This window comes from Glycomyces arizonensis DSM 44726 (assembly GCF_000482705.1).
In the GTDB taxonomy this organism is placed as follows: Bacteria; Actinomycetota; Actinomycetes; order Mycobacteriales; family Micromonosporaceae; genus Glycomyces; species Glycomyces arizonensis.
The window spans coordinates 277,632-296,797 of sequence record NZ_AXWO01000002.1; the positions used below are offsets into that span (position 1 = coordinate 277,632).

Below are 19,166 nucleotides of genomic sequence, written 5' to 3' on the forward strand. Positions count from 1 at the left end.
AGGACGGAATGGGCCCGCGCGTTACCGTTGAGCCACGGCAGGATGCCCCATCCGCCCCACCACTGGCCCCGACGCGGAAAGGCGCAGGTCCATGACCGACCCCCGGATCGCATTGATGGGCGAACTGCGCGAGCTCGCCGCCGGGCCCCTGCCCGACTTCGACCCCGCCCTCGCCGACGACTTCGCCGCCACCGGCCGCCGCCTGCCCTACGAGACCCAGTACTTCGCGCGCCGCCGCCACCTCGCGGCGGTCGCCATCGCCGGGGACGCCCGCGCCCTCGACGAGGTCCTCACCGCAGTCTGCGACGAGCGCTCCTGGGCGCTGCCCGCCCACTGGGGCGAAGACGACCCGCTGCGCTGCGTCGACCTGTTCGCCTGCGAGACCGCCCAGACCCTCGCCGAGATCCTCGCACTGCGCCACGACATCACCGAAGGCGACAACGTCCGCGCCGAGATCGAGGGCCGCGTCATCGCGCCGCTGTTCGATTCCGAGTCCCCGTTCTGGTGGGAGGAGCGCATCTCGAACTGGACGGCCGTGTGCGCCGGCGCCGCCGGGACGGCCGCGCTCGCCCTCGGCGTCGACCACGACCGGATCCGCGCCCGCATCATCCCGGCCCTCCAGAGCTACCTGTTCTCCTTCGGGCCCGACGGCGGCTGCGTCGAAGGCGTCGACTACTGGGTCTACGGCTTCGGCTACTTCACCTACTTCGCCGAGGCCTGGCGCGACGCCACCGGCGAGGACCTCCTGGCCGGCAACGAGGCGATCGCGTCGTTCCCGGCCGCCGTCCAGCTGGCGCCGGGCTCCTTCGCGACCTTCGGCGACTCCGGCCCCGACCCGGTGCTCCCGCCCGGGCTCCTGGCCCGCCTGGCCGACCGGCTCGGCGTGGCGCTGCCCGCGATCGAACGCACGCCGTCCTTCGCCGACGACCACACCGCGCGCTGGGCCCACCTCACCCGCACCCTCGAATGGGGACGGGAGCTCGGCGGGCGGATCGCACCCGGCCGCACCCTCCTGCCCGATGTCGGCTGGTTCGTCGAGCGCCGCCGGATCGACGGCCGCATGTGGGCCCTCGCCGTCAAGGGCGGCTACAACGAGGAGCCGCACAACCACCTCGACCTCGGCTCGTTCATCATCGCCGTCGACGGCGAGCAGCTGCTGTGCGACCCGGGCGCGGGGGAGTACACCGCCGCCTACTTCGGGCCCGAGCGCTACGAGCAGACCCACCCGTCGGCCGCCTGGCACTCGGTGCCCGTCCTCGAAGGCGCCGAGCAGCAGCCGGGGGAGGACTCGCGGGCCGAGCTGACCGACACCGGCGACGGCGTCGCGGTCGCCATCGACGCCTACGGCGACGGCGCGCTCGGCCGCGCCTTCACCTGGACCGACGGCGGCATCGCCCTGGACGACTCGGGGCCGGAGATCACCGAGTCCTTCGTCAGCCGCCTCAGGCCCGAGATCGACGGCGACAGGGCCGTCTGGACCGGCGAGCGCGGCACCGTCGTCCTCCACGGCGTCGACGCCGCGGCCGCGACGGTCGAGCACGTCGACGCCGCCGCTCACGACGGCGCGCCCGACCGGCTATGGGCGCTCCGCTTCCCCTTGGGCGGCGCGCTCCGCTTCGAGCTGCTCTAGCAGCCCGTCCGCCTTGAGCCGCTGCCGCGCGGCCTCGATGGCCTCGCCGGTGTGCTCGAACAGCCGGCCCTGCTGCCACAGCGGCTCCAGCACGCCGAGGGCCTTCAGCGGCCTGGCGTGGATCGGCTCCAGGCCCGAGAGGTAGACGGCGATGCCGCGGTGCTCCAGCCGCTTGATCGCGTCGGCCAGCACCAGCGCCCCCGACGCGTCCAACGTCGACACCCGGCTCATCCGCAGCACCACCACCCGCACGTCCGCCACCTCCAGCAGCTGGAGCAGGAACCGGTGCGCCGCCGCGAAGAACAGCGGCCCCTCCAGCCGGTAGGCCACGATGTGCTCGTGCAGCAGCGCCGCCTCCTCGTCGTGGTGGTCGCCGGTGTCGATCGGCTCGCGTTCGACGCTGGTGGCCCTGGAGATGCGCCCGAGCGCGAGCATGCCCGCCAGGGCGATGCCCACCGCGACGGCCCACACCAGGTTGAACAGCACCGCCGCGGCCAAGGTGATGGCCATGACCGCCGCGTCGGCCCTCGTCGAGCGGGCCAGCGCCAAGAGCGAGCTGACCTCGATCATGCGCACCGAGGTCGCGATGAGCACCCCGGCCAGCGCGGCCAGCGGCACGTGGGCGACGACCGGCGCGAGCGTGAGCATGATGAGCGCCAGGATCGCCGCGTGCGACAGGGAGGCGAGGCGTCCGGCCGCCCCGGCCCGCACGTTCACGGCGGTGCGCGCCAGCGCCCCCGAGGCGGGCATCGCCCCGACCATCGGCGCCACCAGGTTCGCCACGCCCTGCCCGAAGAGCTCCCGGTCCGGGTGGTGGTGCTGGTCGACGGTCATGTTGTCGGCGACCGTGGCCGACAGGAGCGACTCGAGCGCGCACAGCGCGCAGATCGCCACCGCGGCGGCCGCGAGGTCCGGCACCTCGCCCAGGTCCAGGAAATCGAGGCTGGGTGCGGGCGGAGTCGACGGCAGGGCCCCGATGACGTCGACGCCCGCGCTCAGGTACCAGGTCGCGAACGTGGCGATCGTGACGGCGATGAGCGGCAGCGGGATGACCGGCCGCAGCCGGAACCCGAGCAGGATCACCGCCGCCACGCCCGTCGAGACGCCGACCGCGGCCCAGTCGGGGTCGGCGGCGAAGCCGCGGACGGCCTCCCACGCGCCGCCGACGACCCGCCCGCCCGAGACGTGCACGCCGAGCACCGCCGGGACCTGCTGGAGGATCATCACCACCGCGACTCCGGCGGTGAAGCCCTCGACCACCGGCACCGGCACGTACCGCACGTACCGGCCCGCGCCCGTGACCGCGAGCGCGACCAGTCCGATCCCGGCGAGGAAGCCGACGATGAGGACGGCGCCCGGGCTGTGGGCGGCCGCCACCGGCACCAGCACCACCGCCATCGTCCCGGTCGGGCCCGTGATCTGGAGGTTCGAGCCGCCGAGGATCGCCGCGAGCGCGCCGGCCACGATGGACGAGACGAGCCCGGCGGCGGCGCCGAGTCCCGACGCCATGCCGAAGCCGAGCGCCAGCGGCAGCGCCACGACCGCGACCGTGGCCCCGGCGAGCAGGTCGGTGTGCCAGTGGCGCCGCGCGGGCGCGAAGTCGGCCCGGTCCGGCAGCAGCTGTCTTATATGTCGTATCCTCGCCGTCGTTGTTGCCCGCACCGCAGTCATGGGCGTATTGTCCCAAGCCGGAGCGGCCGAACCCCGCTCTGCCGCGCCGCCCGCGGCGACCAATGCCGCCGCCGCTCGCCCGAGTGGCGCTGCCGTAGGATCGCATCCGTGCGAGAGCGAGGAGCCGAGACGGCCATCCGCGTCGGCGGCGCGATCGTCGCCGTCGCCGCGGCGGTGCTCGCCGCCGTCATCGAGTCGTTCCTGGTGCCCTTCTACATCGGCGCCACCGCCGTACCGCTCGCCGGAGCGCTCGCCTTCGCCCTCAACTGGGCGCTGGCCGCGCTGGCCGTGTGGTGGGTGCGGGCCCGCTCGGCGGTGCTGCTGACCGCGTTCGCCTGGTTCGCCGTCGTGCTGACCGCCTCGATGCCCTCCGACGGCGGATCGCTGGTGATCGTCAGCAGCACGAACGGCTACGCGCTGCTGCTGGCGGGGACCGCCGGTATCGCGGTCTCGCTGTGGCGGTATTTTCGTCCGGTACGGGCAAAGGCGTACACCCCTGACGAACCCGCGAAGGAGACCCGGCCGTGAACCTCTTCAAACGGCTCCTCATCCCGCACTGGCCCTCGATCTACGGCTTCGCGCTGGCGCTCATCGCCGCGAACCTCGTCGGCCGCATCATCGCGGTGCGGATCTACGACGAGGCCGAAGTGGTGACCGACGCCTTCGACCTCGTCGCGACGGCCACGTACCTGTCGATGGTCGCCGTGGCGCTGGCGGCCGGCATCTGGTGGGGCGTGCGCCGCCGCCGCCAGGAGATCGTGCCCGAGCTGCTGCCGGTCTTCGTGGCCACCACGCTGTTCTCGGTGCTGGTCAACCCGGTCATCGCCCGTGACGACTACCCCACGCTCGACGCGGTCTTCTCGCAGGTGCTGCTCTACTTCGTGTCGCTCATCGTCGGCGCGTTCGTCGGCTACCTCATCGTCATGGCCCTCGGCGTCGACCACTACGGCCGCGAGCTCAAGGCCACGAAGATCGCCTTTGAGAAGAAGGCGAACCCCGCTCGCGCCTGACCGGGCTCACCGACCGCGGTAGTGGTACCGGTAGCGCTCGGTGAAGCCGAGCCGCGCATACAGGGCGAGCGCGGCGGCGTTGTCGGTCTCGACCTGCAAGGCGATCCGCCTCGCCCCCGCATCCGCGGCCCACGCCGTCAGCGCCTCCAAGACCTCTCCGCCCAGTCCGCGGCGCCGGTAGGCCGGAAGCGTGCCGATCCCCGTGACCGCCGCGGTGCCGCCCTCGATCGCGGCCCTGCCGCGTGCGACCAAGGCGCCGTCTCGCCTGATCTCGGCGTATGCCCGATTCGGTCCCGAGCCGAGGACCTTCGCCGCCACGTCCGGTCGCCCGCGCCCCATCTGCTCCAACAGGTCATCACTTATGATATGTGTGATGACTGCGTCGCTCGTGTAGTCGCCGCCTTCGGCGTCCTTGGTGAGCACCGCGGTCTCGCCCTCGGCCTTCCAGCCGCGCGCGGCGAGCGCCTTGTCGAGCCGCCTGGACAGCGGCAGCGCCACCGATACCAGCGCCCTGGCGCCTCGCTCGGCGTACCAGCGCTCGACCCGGGCAAGCGCCGCGTCCAGCCCCGCGTCGGGCTGCGTCAAAGCGCCCACGGCGACGCTTGCGGAGCCGTAAATCGGCAGAGCCGAGTTCGCGCGCCGGGAGTACCCCTCGGAGTACCGTAGGAGCCAGCCGCCCGCCTCCGCCGTCTCCACGGCGGGCCAGGTGGCGGCCAGCAGCCGCTCCAGTTCCAGGATCTGGGAGAAGGGGGTGGGCCTCGGCCCGACGGCCCGCGCCGCCACGACGTCCGCGGCGTCCACGGTGACGACAGTCCCCTCGGGAGGCAGCACCCGCAGCCGGTTCCCGCCGACGTCGATAAGCTCGCCGATGACATCGCGGAACCGGCGACCGGGAGCGGCGTCAGCCAGGCGCACCCTGACCACCACCCGACGACCCACGTGTTCTGGTCCCAGCATCTGGCGCACCCCTTACCTTCGGGTTTACTACAACGAATACGCTTTACGCTCATCGCAGCGCAGTCCGCCCGATTGCGCGCCGTAGGAAGGACGACTCGTGACTTACATCATCGCTGAGCCGTGCGTGGACGTGCTCGACAGGGCCTGCATCGAAGAATGCCCCGTCGACTGCATCTACGAAGGCAACCGGATGCTCTACATCCACCCCGACGAGTGCGTCGACTGCGGGGCGTGCGAGCCGGTGTGCCCGGTGGAGGCGATCTTCTACGAAGACGACGTCCCCAGCGAATGGGACGGCTACACCAAGGCCAACTACGACTTCTTCGACGAGCTCGGCAGCCCCGGCGGGGCCTCCAAGGTCGGCAAGATCGACCGCGACGACCCATTCGTGGCCAAGCAGCCGAAGAACGAGGGCTAGCCGCTTTGGCCTACCGCCGTCTCCACAGCGCCTCCCCGGCGAGGCGCCTCCCCGAGTTCCCGTGGGACCGGCTGGCCCCGTTCAAGGAACGCGCGGCGGCCTGCGCCGACGGCCTGGTCGACCTGTCGGTCGGCGCGCCCGTCGACGAGGTCGCGCCCGCCATCCGGCGGGCGCTGTGCGAGGCGGCGGCCCGGCCCGGCTACCCGACCGTGGCGGGCCCGCCCGAACTGCGCGAGGCGATCCGGTCGTGGCTGCACCGCCACACCGGCGTCGGCCCCGAGGTGGCGGTCCTGCCCACCGTCGGCTCCAAGGAGCTCGTCGCGAACCTGCCCGCCCAGCTCGGCGTCGGCCCCGGCGACGCGGTCTCGTTCCCCGAGATCGCCTACCCGACGTACGAGATCGGCGCACTGCTGGTGCGGGCCGAGGCGCTGCCGGTGGCCGACCCGCGCGACGCCGCCGACCCGGTGAAGCTCGCGAACGGGACGACGCGGTCAGGCCGTCTGCGCCTGGCCTGGATCAACTACCCGGCCAACCCCACCGGCGCGGTCGCCACCGCCCGGCACCTGCGCGGCCTGGTGCGCTGGGCCCGTGAGAACAGCGTCGTGCTCGCCTCCGACGAGTGCTACCACACGCTCGGCTGGGACCAGGCCCGCCCGCCGGTGTCGATCCTCGACCCCGCGGTCAACGACGGCGACCTCACCGGGCTGCTCGCCGCGCATTCGCTCTCGAAGCGGTCGAACCTCGCCGGGTACCGCTCGGCGTTCCTCGCCGGTGACCCCGCGATCATCGCCGACCTGCTCGAGATCCGCCGCCACGCGGGCTTCATGGTCCCCTGGGCGGTCCAGCTGGCCACGATCGCGGCCCTCCAGGACGAGGAGCACGCGATCGAACAGCGGGCGCGCTACGAGGCGCGGCGCGCGGTCCTGCGCGGGGCGCTCGAGGCCGCCGGGTTCCGCATCGACGACTCCCACGCGGGCCTGTACCTGTGGGCCACCAGAGGCGAGGACTGCTGGGCGACGGTCGCGTGGCTGGCCGAGCGCGGCATCCTGGCCGCCCCGGGCGAGTTCTACGGTGCGAAGGGCGCCGAGCACGTGCGTGTGGCGCTGACGGCCACCGACGAAGCCGTGGCGGGCGCCGCCAAACGCCTCTCCTGAGCGCAGCGAAAAGCCCGCGGCCGTAGCCGCGGGCCCTTCCGATCCGTCGCGCGCCTGCGACGGCGTCTCGTCTATCCGGCCGGTGCCGGGGTCCCCGGTGCGGGCGGTGCCGTGCCCTGCAAGGTGGCCAGGATCGACTCGCACGTGTCGAGCAGCGCGTTGACGTCCGGCACCTGCGTCGGCGGTGCCGGTGGCGCCTGCTCGGTCTCGCTCGCGGGAGCCGGCGGCGTGCCCGGAACGGGCGCGGGAGTGCCCACGAGTTCCTGGACCTCCGTCAGGCACGTCTGGAGGTCCAGCAGCGCGGTCGGGTCAGGAGCGCCCGGCGCGGGCGGCAGCTGCTCGGCGCTCGCGGCCGGTGCCGCCTCGGCCGCCCCCACGGCCGGAGAGGCGGCGAGCGCGATCGGGACGGCGGCCGCCGCCGCGAGGACGATTCGCCGGATCTTTCGTGACTTGCTCGTTGTGGACTGTGTCATTCGGACTTCCCCCGTGTGTGTTCGGTGTCCCGGCGCAGGGGCGGCCGTGTGTGTGCGGGCCGCGGCGTGCGGCCCGGCCGCCCGAGCATTGCCGAGGTGTCTCCTCCGACTGGACTATATGCACCGCCTCAGGCCCGTGTGGAGATTCACCGAAACGACTCGGGGTAATACGGCGTGTACCACCCGTTAAGGCTCTATCACGCCATACGTGACACCGAGTTGCAAACCGGACGGTGGCTCGAGCGCCGAGGTCGCCTCCGCTCGGTCACCGGCTCTCGTCCGCCGGTGCGGGAACGCCCCGCCTCAGACGGCGTGGCGCTTGGACGCCCGCGGCGGCCGTGAGGTCGGCGGCGAAACCGGGTGCGGGGACACCGCCTCAGACGGCGTGGCGCTTGGGGCGGACCACCAGCCACAGGATCAGGGCCGCTATGCCCGAGGCGATCGCGATGAGCGCCGCGGTCGTGTTCCACACGCCCGGCAGGCGCAGGTCGTAGAAATCGGCCAGGATCGGCACGGACAGGACCGTCACGAACGCGACCCCGCAGGCCACCACCAGTGCGAACTTCCACAGCGTGTACGGCTTCGCCACGATCGCCAGCGCCGCCAGGGCGATCGAGAACAGCGTGATCCCCGCCGTCGTCTGCGTGTCGATGTGCGGCCCGCCGTGGCTCAGCGACAAGAGGTAGACGATGAACGTCGGAATCGCGCACGCCAACCCTGCGGGGACCGCGAAATGCAGCACCCGGTTGATGAAGCCCGGCCTGGCCCGGTCGAACGTCGGCGCCAGCGCCAGGAAGAACGCGGGAATGCCGATCGTGAACATGTTCAGCAGGCTCTGGTGCAGCGGGTTGAACGGGTACGGCAGCGGGTCGCCCCCGGCGATCCACGCGATGATCGCGCCGACGGCCACCAGCAGCGCCAGCGAGATCGCGTACACCGTCTTGGTCAAGAACAGGTTCGAGACCCGCTCGATGTTCCCCAGCACGCGCCGGCCCTCCGCCACCACGTGCGGCAGCGTCGCGAACTCGTCGTCGAGCAGCACCACCTGCGCCACCGAGCGCGCCGCCGGCGAGCCCGAGCCCATCGCGATGCCGAGGTCGGCGTCCTTGAGCGCCAGGACGTCGTTGACGCCGTCGCCGGTCATCGCGACCGTGCGGCCCCGAGCCTGGAGCGCCTTGACGAAGTCCCGCTTCTGGTGCGGCTTGACCCGCCCGAAGATCGTGTTGTTCTCCAGGACCTCGGCGAGCGCGTCCGGGTCGTCGGGCAGCCGCCTCGCGTCGACCGTGTCGCCGGCGCCCTCGACGCCCAGCTGCGCCGCCACCGCGCCCACCGCGGCGGGGGAGTCGCCGGAGATGATCTTGATCGCGACGCCCTGCTCCTTGAAGTACTCCAGCGTCGCCGCCGCGGTCGAGCGCAGCCGCTGCCGCAGCACCACGAGCGCCTTCGGTTCGATGCCCTCGGCGCCGCCGGTCGTCGACGCGGACTCGGCCGTCGCCAGCACCAGCACCCGCAGGCCCTGCGCCGCGAGCATGTCCGCCTCCAGCGCCACCGGGTCCTCCGAGGCGAGCAGGACGTCCGGCGCGCCCAGCAGCCACGTGCCGTGGTCGGTGAACCGCACCCCGCTCCACTTGCGGGCCGAGGAGAACGGCATCGACTCGATGACCCGCCACCCCGGGTCGCCCCCGCCGCGCTCGGCGAGGTGGTCGGCCACGGCCTGCATCGTCGGGTTCGGGCTGTCGTCGGCCGCGGCGAGCGCCGCGAGCGCGTCGTGGGCGTCCTCGCTCAGCGGCCGGATCTCCTCGACGTCCATTCCGCCCTCGGTGAGCGTCCCGGTCTTGTCCAGGCACAGCACGTCGGTGCGGGCCAGGCCCTCGATGGCGGGCAGCTCCTGGACGAGGCACTGCCGCCGCCCGAGCCGGATGATGCCGACGGCGAACGCGACGGAGGTGAGCAGGACCAGGCCCTCGGGGATCATCGGCACGATCCCGGCCACGGTCGAGACGATCGAGTCCTGCCAGTTCTCGTTGTCGGCCAGCTGGCTGACGATGAGCAGGGCGGCGACGGGGACGATCAGCCACGAGATGAGCTTGATGAAGCGGTTGATGGCCGTCTGGAGCTGCGAGTTCGTCCGCTTGAACCGGCTGGCCTCCTCCACGAGCCTGGCGGCGTAGGAGTCGGCGCCGATCTGGTCGGCCCGGAACACGCCGGTCCCGGCGACGACGAACGAGCCCGACTGCACCTCGTCGCCCGTCGCCTTCGCCACCGGGTCGGCCTCGCCGGTCAGGAGCGACTCGTCGATCTCCAGGTTCCTGGACTCCACCACGGGCCCGTCGACGACGATGCGGTCGCCGGGCACGACCGCGACCAGGTCGTCGCGCACGATCTGGGCCGGGTCGATCTCGATCGTCTCGCCGTCGCGGATGACCCTCGCGTTCGCCTGGTTGACCAGCGACAGCTTGTCGAGGGTGCGCTTGGCGCGCAGCTCCTGGACGGTCCCGATCGCGATGTTCGCGAGGATGACCCCCGCGAACAGCGTCTGCTTCAAGTCGCTGAAGGTGAGGGCGATGACCGCGAGCACGCCGATGAGTCCGTTGACGGGCGTGAAGAAGTTCGCGCGCAGGATCGCCGACAGCGGCCGGCTGGTGTGCCGCTTGGCCTGGTTCACGGCTCCTGCTTCGACGCGCTCGGCCACCTCGGCGGCGGTCAGGCCGCGGTTACCGGCGAGCATGGGTGTTGTCACGCCGCCAGCTTATGCGATGGCGGCCCATCCGGAGTTCCGCCGTAAGACCGGTTCGGCGGTGTCGCCTCTCCTTCGGCCGGACGAGTTCGACCCGGCCGAATTGCCGGGAAAACCGCATGGAAACCCCCGCCGGGCAGCCCGTAGAATCCGTCAACTACTACCGGCGTTCAGCCGGCGGTTTGTCGCTCGTGTCCGCCGCCGGCTGCGGTGTATCGGCGACAATAGGCTGGTTGGCGACAGCCCAGATCATGCGTGCGCGGGCACGAACGTTGACCGCGGCCACCTGGTCGGCGGGCCCAGCGAGTCCGCAGCCGACACAGGCGAAGTGATCACGAGCGGGCCGATTGGCCTTCGCAGTGCGCCCGCACCGCGAGCACCGCCGCGACGTGTACCGGGCATCGATGGTCGCCACCGGCACGCCGGCCCGCTTCGCCTTGCAGGCGATGAACGCCTGGAGTTGGTGGAAGGACCATGCGTTGAGCTCGCCTCGCCGGGCGGCTGGGAGCCGTACCCGGTCGCGGATACCGGCAAGGTCTTCCATGCCGATGCCGCGCTCACATGGCTTGCGGCCGCGCAGCGGCCTCCGGTTCGGGTGGCGGTGGGAGACGGGCGGGGGCGTTCAGCCTGTGTGACGGGCTGTTTCGATATGCGGTGGTTGACGTCTTCAACCGCACGCGCCTCCCGGCGAGCGCGGGCCTTGAGTTTCCTCTTCGCTGATTTCGTGGCTTTGGCCTGGAGTTCGGCACGGACCTTGGCCATGCGTTTGCGGTAGCGGCGCAGGCTGGCGCCGGAGTAGTTGTCGCCATCGGAGCTGGTGGCGATGTTCACGATGCCCATGTCCACACCGAGAAAATCGACCGAGTCGGTGTTGGCCTCGGCGTCGGCGACTTCGACGGTCGCCATGAGATACCAGTTCCCGTCGCGGAAGACCAGGTCGGATTCGCCCTGGCGGTACTGCTCCACGACCTTGAGGTGGTCACGGTGGCCGGTGAAGGCGAGATTCCGCATACGACCGGTGACGGTCCAGATCGAGACCGTGCCCGCGTCGTGCTGCCAGGACAGGCACCGGTCGTCGAATGCCTGCGCCGCATCAGGCCGGAAGACCACCGGTTTCGCCGTCGCCTTCGCTGCGCGTTCGCCTTGCGGTCGTCCGGCCTTGACCAGGCCGGCGAGAGTGGCGTAGGCATGGCAGGTCTTCTTGATGAGCAGCTGCGCGACCTGAGAGCCCAGACCGCGGTCCTTCAGCTCGGTGTAGGTGTGCTGACGCAACGCATACTCACGCGGTATCTCGTGAGTGAAAGCGACATATGAGCCCAGTTCGCCGCTTCGTTGGCGCAGCGAAGCGTCGCTGCCAATGCCCGCGCCTGATCCGGCGTCGGTAGCAGCTTCACCTGCACGGTCTGCTTGCCCGCGATTCCAACGCTAGAGGCACGGTATGACAAGAACTTCGGCTTGGACTCCGGCTAGCCGAAGTGATAGGCACCACTTGCAGTTCGCGGTCCGTTCCTTGGGGACGTGAGTGAGCACTCGGCCTGCGTTCCTCCCGAAACCAAAGCCCCGAGAATCCTGTGGGAAACTGCTGAACATGGCCAAAGTACTCACACCGCAGAGCGAGGACTTCCCTCGCTGGTATCAGGACGTCATCACCAAGGCCCAGCTGGCCGAGAACGGCCCGGCGAAGGGCTCGCAGGTGATCCGACCGTCCGGGTACGCGCTGTGGGAGCGCATGGTCGACGAGCTCGACGCGCGCATCAAGGAGACCGGCACCGAGAACGCCTCCTTCCCCCTGCTCATCCCCGAGTCCTACTTCCAGCGGGAGGCCAACCACGTCGAGGGCTTCGCCCCCGAGCTGTGGATGGTCACCCACGGCGGCGGCAAGGAGCTCGAGGAGCCCCTCGCGGTCCGCCCCACCTCCGAGACCGTCATCGGCGAGTACATGTCGAAGTGGGTCAACTCCTACCGGGACCTGCCGCTGCTGCTCAACCAGTGGTGCAACGTCCTGCGCTACGAGCTGCGCACCCGCCTGTTCCTGCGCTCCTCGGAGTTCCTGTGGCAGGAGGGCCACACCGTCCACGAGACCTATGAGGACGCCCACGCGTTCACGCTGCGCATCCTCCACGACGTCTACGCCGACTTCATGGAGAACGTACTGGCCCTGCCGGTCCTGCGCGGCATCAAGACCGAGGCCGAGCGCTTCGCGGGCGCGCTGAACACGTACACGTGCGAAGCGCTCATGCGCGACGGCAAGGCCCTCCAGATGGGCACCTCGCACGAGCTGGGCCAGAACTTCGCCAAGGCCTTCGACATCCAGTTCCAGGGCAAGGACGGCAAGCAGCAGTTCGGCTGGACCACCTCGTGGGGCGTCTCGACCCGCATGGTCGGCGGCCTCATCATGGGCCACGGCGACGACGCCGGGCTCCGCGTCCCGCCGAACCTCGCGCCCGTGCAGGTCTGCGTCATGGTCGTCAAGGACACCGACGAGGTCCAGTCCGCCGCCAGGAAGGTCTACGAGGAGCTCAAGGCCGACGGCCTGCGCGTCAAGCTCGACCACCGCGGCGACGTGGCCTTCGGGCGCCGCGCGGTCGACGCCGAGCTCAAGGGCTACCCCGTCCGCATCGAGATCGGTCCCCGCGACCTCAAGAACGGCGAGGCCACGCTCGTCAGCCGCGTCGAGGGCACCAAGGAGACCGTCCCGCTCGGGATGCTCGCCGAGGCCGTCGCCACCGCGCTCGAAGCGGCCCAGCAGGAGCTGTGGGACGAGGCGCTCCGGCACCGCGAGGAGCGCATCGCCGACGTCGCGAGCGTCGAGGAGGCCGTCGAGGCCGCCCAGACCGGCTACGGGCGCCTGCCGTGGGACGCCTGCGGCGTCGAGGGCGAGACGAAGGCCGCCGAGTCGGGCGTGACGGTCCGCGCCCTCCAGCGCGCCGACGGCTCCGTGCCGGACTCGCTGGATGAGGACGGTCTCATCGCCTACCTCGCCCGGTCGTACTGAACGCCCGGTGCGATACACTTCGACGCTGTAATGAGCTTTGGGACGGGTGCCCTCTCAACAACCGTGACGCAAAGCCAGGTTTTGGCGCCGCAGCAATCCAGCTTCTCCACTTGGAACGCGGCTGCGCCGACGTGATCCTTACAACAGGAGTTACAAGAACGTGGCAGTAAAGATTCGACTCACGCGGATGGGGAAGATTCGTACCCCCCAGTACCGCATCGTCGTCGCCGACTCGCGCGTCAAGCGCGACGGCAAGGTCATCGAGAACGTCGGGATCTACCACCCGAAGGAGAACCCGTCCCGCATCGAGGTCAAGTCGGAGCGCGTCCAGCACTGGCTCTCGGTCGGCGCCCAGCCCTCCGAGCCGGTCAAGCGCCTGCTGTGCAAGACCGGTGACTGGCAGCAGTTCAAGGGCCTGCCGGCCCCCGCGCCGCTGAAGACCGCCGAGGGCCGCGCCGACAAGGCCGACCTCTACAACGGCGCGCTCAAGGAGGCCGGGATCGACCCGGCGAAGGCCGCCGAGGAGGCCGAGGCCAAGAAGTCCGCGAAGAAGACGGCCTCGAAGTCCAAGAAGTCCGCCGAGAAGAAGGACGAGTCGGCTAAGACTGAAGAGGTCAAGGCCGAGGAGACCGCCGAGGCTCCCGCCGCGGCGGAGGGCACCGAGGCCCCCGCTTCTGAAGACAAAGGGGAGTAACCGTGTTGCGGCCAGCGCTTGAACACCTTGTGAAGGGCATCGTCGACCACCCCGACGACGTCCGGGTCCGTCTGGTCGACTCCCGTCGCGGTAAACGGCTCGAGGTCCGGGTCAATCCCGACGACCTCGGGACGGTCATCGGCCGGGGTGGTCGGACCGTCAACGCCCTGCGGCAGGTCATCGGCTCGATCGGTGGCCGCGGCATCCGCGTTGAGGTCGTCGATTCCTATTAGGTTCAACGGCACGGCCCCGGGGTTCGCCTCGGGGCCGTTGCGTTGCCCGCCGCGGGCGGCTCCGCGCGCCCCACTCGAGAGGGAGTTCCATTGGTACAGGTCGTGGTCGGCCGGATCGTGCGCCCGCACGGCGTGCGCGGCGAGGTGATCGTCGAGGTCCGCACCGACGACCCCGACGAGCGGTTCCAGCCCGGCACCGAATACGACACGCCGAAAGGCGCGCTGCGCGCCGAGACGGTGCGCTGGCACCAGGGCCGCCCCATGCTCACCTTCGCAGGGGTGCGCGGCCGCGACGCCGCCGAGGCGCTGCGCGGCACCCTGCTGAGCCTCGACGTGGACCCCGAGGAGGAACTCGACTCCGACGAGTTCCACGACACCGACCTGATCGGCCTGGCGGTCGTCACCGCTGACGGCGAGCCGGTCGGGACGGTCACGGCGGTCGACCACGGCCCGGCCTACGAGTCGATCGTGGTCAAGCGGCGCGGCACGCACCCGCTGCTGATCCCGTTCGTCGACGAGATGATCGCGGGCGTCGACCTCGACGCCGAGACGATCACCGTCGACCCGCCCTCGGGCCTGTTGGAGCTGTGATGCGCATCGACATCGTCACCGTCTTCCCCGAGTACCTCCAGCCCCTCGAGCTGTCCCTGATCGGCCGGGCCCGCGCTCGCGGCCTGCTCGACCTCGACGTGCACGACCTGCGCCGCTGGACCCACGACGTGCACCACTCCGTCGACGACAGCCCGGCCGGGGGCGGCGCGGGCATGGTCATGAAGCCACAGCCCTGGGGCGAGTGCTTCGACGAACTGGTGTTCGACAAGCAGGGACCGGGCGAGGCGAAGCCGCGCCTGCTGGTGACCAGCCCCGCCGGGAAGCCGTTCACGCAGGCGATGGCCCACGAGCTCGCGGCCGAGCCGTGGCTGATGTTCGCCTGCGGCCGCTACGAGGGCATCGACCAGCGCGTGGTCGACTACGCCGCCGAGCGCATGGAGGTCACCGAGGTCTCCATCGGCGACTACGTCCTCTTCGGCGGCGAAGTGGCCGTCCTGGCGATCGTCGAGGCCGTCGCGCGACTGCTCCCCGGCGTGCTCGGCAACGCCGCCTCGCTCGCCGACGAGTCCCACAACGACGGCCTCCTGGAGGCCCCGGCGTACACCAAGCCCGCCTCCTGGCGCGGCCACGACGTCCCGCCGGTCCTCCTTTCGGGCGACCACGGCAGAGTCGAGCGCTGGCGCCGTGACCAGGCGCTCCTGCGCACCGCGCGCACCCGTCCCGATTTGCTCGGGCCCGAGGGCCGCGATAACCTCGACGAACGTGACCGGCGCCTACTTCGCGAGGCCGGCGTCGCACTGCCCGACGAAGATGTGGCAGAGTAGTGAAGTTGCCGTGATGTGCCGTCCGTTCAACCGGTACCTCTCCCGGCGAAAAGCCGCTGAGCACTGTTATTCAACGAGGTTGTAGACCATGAACGTTCTGGATGAGCTGAACGCTGCTTCCATGCGGGCCGACGTGCCCGACTTCCGCCCCGGCGACACCGTCCGCGTCCACGTGCGCGTGCAGGAAGGCGCCCGGTCGCGCGTCCAGGTGTTCCAGGGCGTCGTGATCCGCCGCCACGGCGCGGGCCTCGGCGAGACCTTCACCGTCCGCAAGCTGAGCTTCGGCGTCGGCGTCGAGCGCACCTTCCCGGTCCACGGCCCGATGGTCGACAAGATCGAGGTCGCCTCCCGAGGCAAGGTCCGCCGCGCGAAGCTGTACTACCTGCGCGAGCGCAAGGGCAAGCGGGCCACCAAGATCAAGGAGAAGCGCGACATCTAGTCGGCGCCAAGAGCTTTCAGCCCCGGACCGATCCGGTCCGGGGCTTCCGCTTTCCTCCCCTTTTCGGTTAGGCTCGGCTGCATGAGTCCTGGTTCCCCCGACGACCGCGGGTCCAAAGGGCCTCGTCGCATCGATTGGAGCCGACTCCCCGGTCCAGGCAACGGTTCGGACGAGCCCCTGTCCTCGCAGAGCCGCCCGCGGCGCGGCCCCGACACGCCGCCCGAAGGCACGCCCGGCCGCCCCTCGACGCCCTCCGGCGGCATCCCCAGGCGGGACGCCACCCCGTCGGGCGGCATCCCGCGGCGCGGCGCCCCGTCGGCCGGAGGCCGTCCCCGACGCGCCTCGACGCCCTCCGGCGGCATCCCGAGACGGTCTCGGCAACGCGACAGTGGCCAGCGCCCCGAGACGCCCCCGCGCGGAGGCATGCCACGCGCCGGCAGTGCCAATGGACGGCTCGCAAGCGTCGCCGAAGCTGGCCGCACCGGCTCCCACCCGCAGGTGACCGGCGCCTACAACAGCGTGACCGGCGCCCACGAGCAGGTCGACCCGGCCTCGGCGCGCCGGTCCGGGAAGCGCCGCACCGGCAAGGACGGCGAGCCCGAGAGCCGCCTGTCGCAGCCGCACAAGCGCCACTACCTGTCGCTGTGGGTCGAGCTGCCGCTGCTGCTGGTGGTCGCCTTCTCCGCGGCGGTCCTGCTGCGCACCTTCGCCGTCCAGCCGTTCTACATCCCCTCGGGCTCGATGGAGCACACCCTCAACGTCGGCGACAAGGTCCTCGTCCTCAAGCTCACCGCCTCGCTGCGGACCCCGCAGCGCGGCGAGATCGTCGTCTTCCGCGGCACCGACGAGTGGGACCCCGAGTACCGGCCCAAGAGCGGCGGCACGTTCCTGTCCGACTTCGGCACCGCCGTGCTCGACCTGATCGGCCTGGCCGAACCCGACGAGAAGGACTTCATCAAGCGGGTCATCGCGATCGGCGGCGACACCGTCTCCTGCTGCGACGCCGACGGCAACGTCCAGGTGAACGGCGTCTCCCTGCACGAGGAGGAGTACGTCTACGACAACGCGCCGCTCGACGTCGAGCCCGGCAACTGCCATTCCAGGCGCTTCGATCCGGTGACCATCCCCGAAGGACACGTGTGGGTCATGGGCGACCACCGCGGCAATTCGCAGGACTCGCGCTGCCAGGGGCCGGTCCCGATCGAGAACATCATCGGTAGGGCGATCGCCCTGGTGTGGCCGACCGACCGCGCAAGGGAACTCGAGATTCCCTCGTCATTCGATCCGGTGCAGGGCACCACCGGGCAGGACCCCGGCGGGGGCGGTGAGTCCACGGGGAACGAAGCGGCGGACGTGGCGTTCGACCACTGGCCCGGCCTGGGGCTCCAGGACCGCTCGACGCCCGCGGCCGTCCTGGCCCGGCGCAGGAAAGTCTCACCGCGCGTGGGCGTCCGGGCGGCCGCAGTGCGACCGCGTAGACTCGCACCGTGATCGAAGAAGGGCAAGCACCCGGCGCGGACAGCGGTGACGCCGAGGACTCATCCGAACAGCAGCCCGACCAGAAGAAGGGATCGTTCTGGAAAGAACTGCCGATCCTGCTCGGCGTGGCCATCCTGGTGGCCGTCGTGGTGCGGACGTTCGTCATCCAGACCTATTACATCCCTTCGGGTTCGATGGAGACCACGCTCGATCTCGACGACCGGGTGCTGGTCAACAAGCTCGTCTACGACTTCTCGGAGCCCGAGCGCGGTGAGATCATCGTGTTCACCGCCCCCGAGTCCTGGCGCTCCGATCCCGACGAGGACGAGTTCATCAAGCGGGTCATCGCCACCGGCGGCGATCACATAGTGTGCTGCGACGACTCCGGAAGGATCACCGTCAACGGCGAGCCGCTCGACGAGGACGGCTACATCTACGTCAATCCGCTGACCGGCGAGCAGGACGTGCCCTCGAAGGACGCCTTCGACGTCGTGGTGCCCGAAGGGCGCCTGTGGGTCATGGGGGACCACCGGCAGGCCTCCGGGGACTCGCGCGAGCGCTACATCCGCACCGGCGGCGACGTCGAGGCCTCCACGATCTCGGTGGACGCCGTGATCGGCAAGGCCTTCCTGCTGTTCTGGCCGTTCGACCACGGCAACTGGTTCACGATCCCCGAGACCTTCGAGGACGTCCCCGACCCGTCCTGACCGTGCTGCGCCCCACCGCTTCCCCGATGCGCCGCGACGGCGACCTGTACGCGCTCGAGGCGGCCCTGGAACGGCGCGGCCTCGGACCCGTCGCCGGCGTCGACGAGGCCGGGCGCGGCGCCTGCGCCGGCCCGCTCGTGGTGGCCGCGGTGCGCCTGCCGCCGAACGCGCGCCTCGCCGAGCTCGGCGATTCCAAGCTGCTGACCGAGGCCGCCCGCGAGCGCGTCTTCGAGCGGCTGCGCCGCAGCCGCGCCGAGACCGCCGTCGTCGCCTACGGCCCGGACGAGATCGACCGGCGCGGCGTCGGGGTGTGCAACCTCGAAGGGATGCGCCTGGCCGTCGCGAGGCTCGCTACGAGGCCCGGTTACGTCCTCACTGACGGCTTCCCCGTCGCCGGGATGCCCGCCGCCGGCCTCGGCGTGGTGAAGGGCGACCGGACCGCCGCGTGCGTCGCCGCCGCGGGGGTGGTCGCGAAGGTCACTCGCGATCGCCTCATGGGGGAGTTGGACGAGCGTTATCCCCGCTACGGTTTCGCCGTGCACAAGGGTTACGGGACGGCCGCGCACGAGGCGGCGCTGCGCCGGTGGGGCCCGTGCGAGCAGCACCGGATGTCGTATGCGAACGTGGCGGCGCACCGTGCGGCGTGAGAGGCGGATCGAGACCGCGGCGCCCAATGAGGCCGTTGCCGGAGGCGGCGGCGCGAACGAGGTGGTCGCCGCGCCCGCATCGACCACCGAGGCGCCGTCTGCGGACACCCGCGTTCGCCGGCCCGTCGCCGCACGTGGGGACATGCCTTGGCCGTCATGTCGACGCCTGCGGGGACAGGCTTTCCCGCTCGCACTATCGTGGGAATGGCCGTTGAGACGAAGGAGCAGTGTTGAGCGCCGAGGACCTCGAGAAGTACGAGACCGACATGGAACTCCAGCTGTACCGCGAGTACCGCGACATCGTGCGGCAGTTCACCTACGTCGTCGAGACCGAGCGGCGGTTCTACCTGGCCAACGCGGTGGAGGTCAACGTCAGGGGCGCGGACGCCGAGACCTACTTCGAGGTCGAGATGACCGACGCGTGGGTGTGGGACATGTACCGCCCGGCCCGTTTCGTCAAGCACGTGCGCGTCCTGACCTTCAAGGACGTCAACGTCGAAGAACTCGACAAACCGGACATGACGCTGCCTTAACAGCGCCTGCTTC

General features: G+C 70.9%; 20 protein-coding genes and 1 pseudogene. 15 read left to right on the plus strand and 6 right to left on the minus strand.

Annotated features, from left to right (window positions below):
- The first annotated feature begins 91 nt into the window (after window positions 1-91).
- Window positions 92-1,630, plus strand: a complete 1,539-nt coding sequence (locus H613_RS24265) for a heparinase II/III domain-containing protein (RefSeq protein ID WP_051392914.1) — start codon at window positions 92-94, stop codon at window positions 1,628-1,630.
- Here H613_RS24265 and H613_RS0104045 read toward each other — a convergent pair.
- Entirely contained in the window at window positions 1,577-3,301 is a 1,725-nt protein-coding gene (locus H613_RS0104045; protein ID WP_035735973.1) for a SulP family inorganic anion transporter, read from the minus strand. The two genes, H613_RS24265 and H613_RS0104045, sit on opposite strands and share 54 nt — an antisense overlap.
- A 108-nt stretch (window positions 3,302-3,409) precedes the next feature.
- Here H613_RS0104045 and H613_RS0104050 point away from each other — a divergent pair, with 108 nt between their 5' ends.
- The gene (locus tag H613_RS0104050) at window positions 3,410-3,829 is read left to right on the plus strand and encodes a hypothetical protein (protein ID WP_026922799.1); all 420 of its coding nucleotides are present in this window, start codon (window positions 3,410-3,412) and stop codon (window positions 3,827-3,829) included.
- On the plus strand, window positions 3,826-4,311 hold the full coding sequence (locus H613_RS0104055; RefSeq protein ID WP_026922800.1) for a hypothetical protein: 486 nt from the start codon (window positions 3,826-3,828) through the stop codon (window positions 4,309-4,311). The genes H613_RS0104050 and H613_RS0104055 overlap by 4 nt, the downstream gene beginning before the upstream one ends.
- Window positions 4,312-4,317: 6 nt before the next feature.
- On the opposite strand, the gene H613_RS0104060 is transcribed toward H613_RS0104055, so the two are convergent.
- A complete protein-coding gene (locus H613_RS0104060; RefSeq protein WP_156925809.1) occupies window positions 4,318-5,268 on the minus strand; it encodes a GNAT family N-acetyltransferase in 951 nt (316 codons plus the stop codon).
- 97 nt (window positions 5,269-5,365) lie between these two features.
- Here H613_RS0104060 and fdxA point away from each other — a divergent pair, with 97 nt between their 5' ends.
- Both fdxA and dapC read left to right on the plus strand, forming a co-directional pair.
- Window positions 5,366-5,686: a ferredoxin gene (gene fdxA, locus H613_RS0104065; protein ID WP_026922802.1), complete on the plus strand. Its 321-nt coding sequence runs from the start codon at window positions 5,366-5,368 to the stop codon at window positions 5,684-5,686.
- Window positions 5,687-5,691: 5 nt separating this feature from the next.
- A complete protein-coding gene (gene dapC, locus H613_RS0104070) occupies window positions 5,692-6,840 on the plus strand; it encodes a succinyldiaminopimelate transaminase (protein ID WP_026922803.1) in 1,149 nt (382 codons plus the stop codon).
- Between the two features lie 71 nt (window positions 6,841-6,911).
- Here dapC and H613_RS28895 read toward each other — a convergent pair whose 3' ends face one another.
- The 4 genes and pseudogenes from H613_RS28895 to H613_RS32525 form a co-directional block, all read right to left on the minus strand.
- A complete protein-coding gene (locus H613_RS28895; RefSeq protein WP_026922804.1) occupies window positions 6,912-7,313 on the minus strand; it encodes a hypothetical protein in 402 nt (133 codons plus the stop codon).
- 376 nt (window positions 7,314-7,689) lie between these two features.
- Window positions 7,690-10,053 carry an HAD-IC family P-type ATPase gene (locus tag H613_RS0104080; protein ID WP_026922805.1) on the minus strand — a complete coding sequence of 788 codons (2,364 nt, stop codon included), beginning with the start codon at window positions 10,051-10,053 and terminating at the stop codon, window positions 7,690-7,692.
- Window positions 10,054-10,210: 157 nt separating this feature from the next.
- On the minus strand, window positions 10,211-10,594 hold the full coding sequence (locus H613_RS32520; RefSeq protein ID WP_342673005.1) for a zinc ribbon domain-containing protein: 384 nt from the start codon (window positions 10,592-10,594) through the stop codon (window positions 10,211-10,213).
- A gap of 161 nt (window positions 10,595-10,755) precedes the next feature.
- Window positions 10,756-11,061, minus strand: a pseudogene (locus tag H613_RS32525) (transposase); the annotation flags it as partial.
- 577 nt (window positions 11,062-11,638) lie between these two features.
- Here H613_RS32525 and proS point away from each other — a divergent pair.
- The 10 genes from proS (at window position 11,639) to H613_RS0104135 (ending at window position 19,153) form a co-directional block, all read left to right on the plus strand.
- Window positions 11,639-13,045 carry a proline--tRNA ligase gene (gene proS, locus H613_RS0104090; RefSeq protein WP_026922806.1) on the plus strand — a complete coding sequence of 469 codons (1,407 nt, stop codon included), beginning with the start codon at window positions 11,639-11,641 and terminating at the stop codon, window positions 13,043-13,045.
- Between the two features lie 160 nt (window positions 13,046-13,205).
- Window positions 13,206-13,739, plus strand: coding sequence for a 30S ribosomal protein S16 (rpsP, locus tag H613_RS0104095; RefSeq protein ID WP_026922807.1), 534 nt, complete (start codon window positions 13,206-13,208; stop codon window positions 13,737-13,739).
- Between the two features lie 2 nt (window positions 13,740-13,741).
- Window positions 13,742-13,972 carry an RNA-binding protein gene (locus H613_RS0104100; protein WP_026922808.1) on the plus strand — a complete coding sequence of 77 codons (231 nt, stop codon included), beginning with the start codon at window positions 13,742-13,744 and terminating at the stop codon, window positions 13,970-13,972.
- Between the two features lie 90 nt (window positions 13,973-14,062).
- Window positions 14,063-14,563, plus strand: coding sequence for a ribosome maturation factor RimM (rimM, locus tag H613_RS0104105; protein ID WP_026922809.1), 501 nt, complete (start codon window positions 14,063-14,065; stop codon window positions 14,561-14,563).
- Window positions 14,563-15,348, plus strand: a complete 786-nt coding sequence (gene trmD, locus H613_RS0104110) for a tRNA (guanosine(37)-N1)-methyltransferase TrmD (protein ID WP_026922810.1) — start codon at window positions 14,563-14,565, stop codon at window positions 15,346-15,348. The genes rimM and trmD overlap by 1 nt, the downstream gene beginning before the upstream one ends.
- Before the next feature lie 88 nt (window positions 15,349-15,436).
- Window positions 15,437-15,787 carry a 50S ribosomal protein L19 gene (gene rplS, locus H613_RS0104115; RefSeq protein WP_026922811.1) on the plus strand — a complete coding sequence of 117 codons (351 nt, stop codon included), beginning with the start codon at window positions 15,437-15,439 and terminating at the stop codon, window positions 15,785-15,787.
- 81 nt (window positions 15,788-15,868) lie between these two features.
- Complete coding sequence (gene lepB, locus H613_RS24280; RefSeq protein ID WP_245598454.1) at window positions 15,869-17,278, plus strand: signal peptidase I; 1,410 nt, start codon at window positions 15,869-15,871, stop codon at window positions 17,276-17,278.
- Complete coding sequence (gene lepB / locus H613_RS0104125; RefSeq protein WP_026922812.1) at window positions 17,275-17,973, plus strand: signal peptidase I; 699 nt, start codon at window positions 17,275-17,277, stop codon at window positions 17,971-17,973. The genes lepB (H613_RS24280) and lepB (H613_RS0104125) overlap by 4 nt, the downstream gene beginning before the upstream one ends.
- Before the next feature lie 5 nt (window positions 17,974-17,978).
- Window positions 17,979-18,620 (plus strand): ribonuclease HII, encoded by a 642-nt coding sequence (locus H613_RS24285; RefSeq protein WP_439330236.1) that lies wholly within the window; start codon window positions 17,979-17,981, stop codon window positions 18,618-18,620.
- Between the two features lie 230 nt (window positions 18,621-18,850).
- The gene (locus H613_RS0104135) at window positions 18,851-19,153 is read left to right on the plus strand and encodes a DUF2469 domain-containing protein (RefSeq protein WP_026922813.1); all 303 of its coding nucleotides are present in this window, start codon (window positions 18,851-18,853) and stop codon (window positions 19,151-19,153) included.
- The last annotated feature ends 13 nt before the right edge of the window (window positions 19,154-19,166 follow it).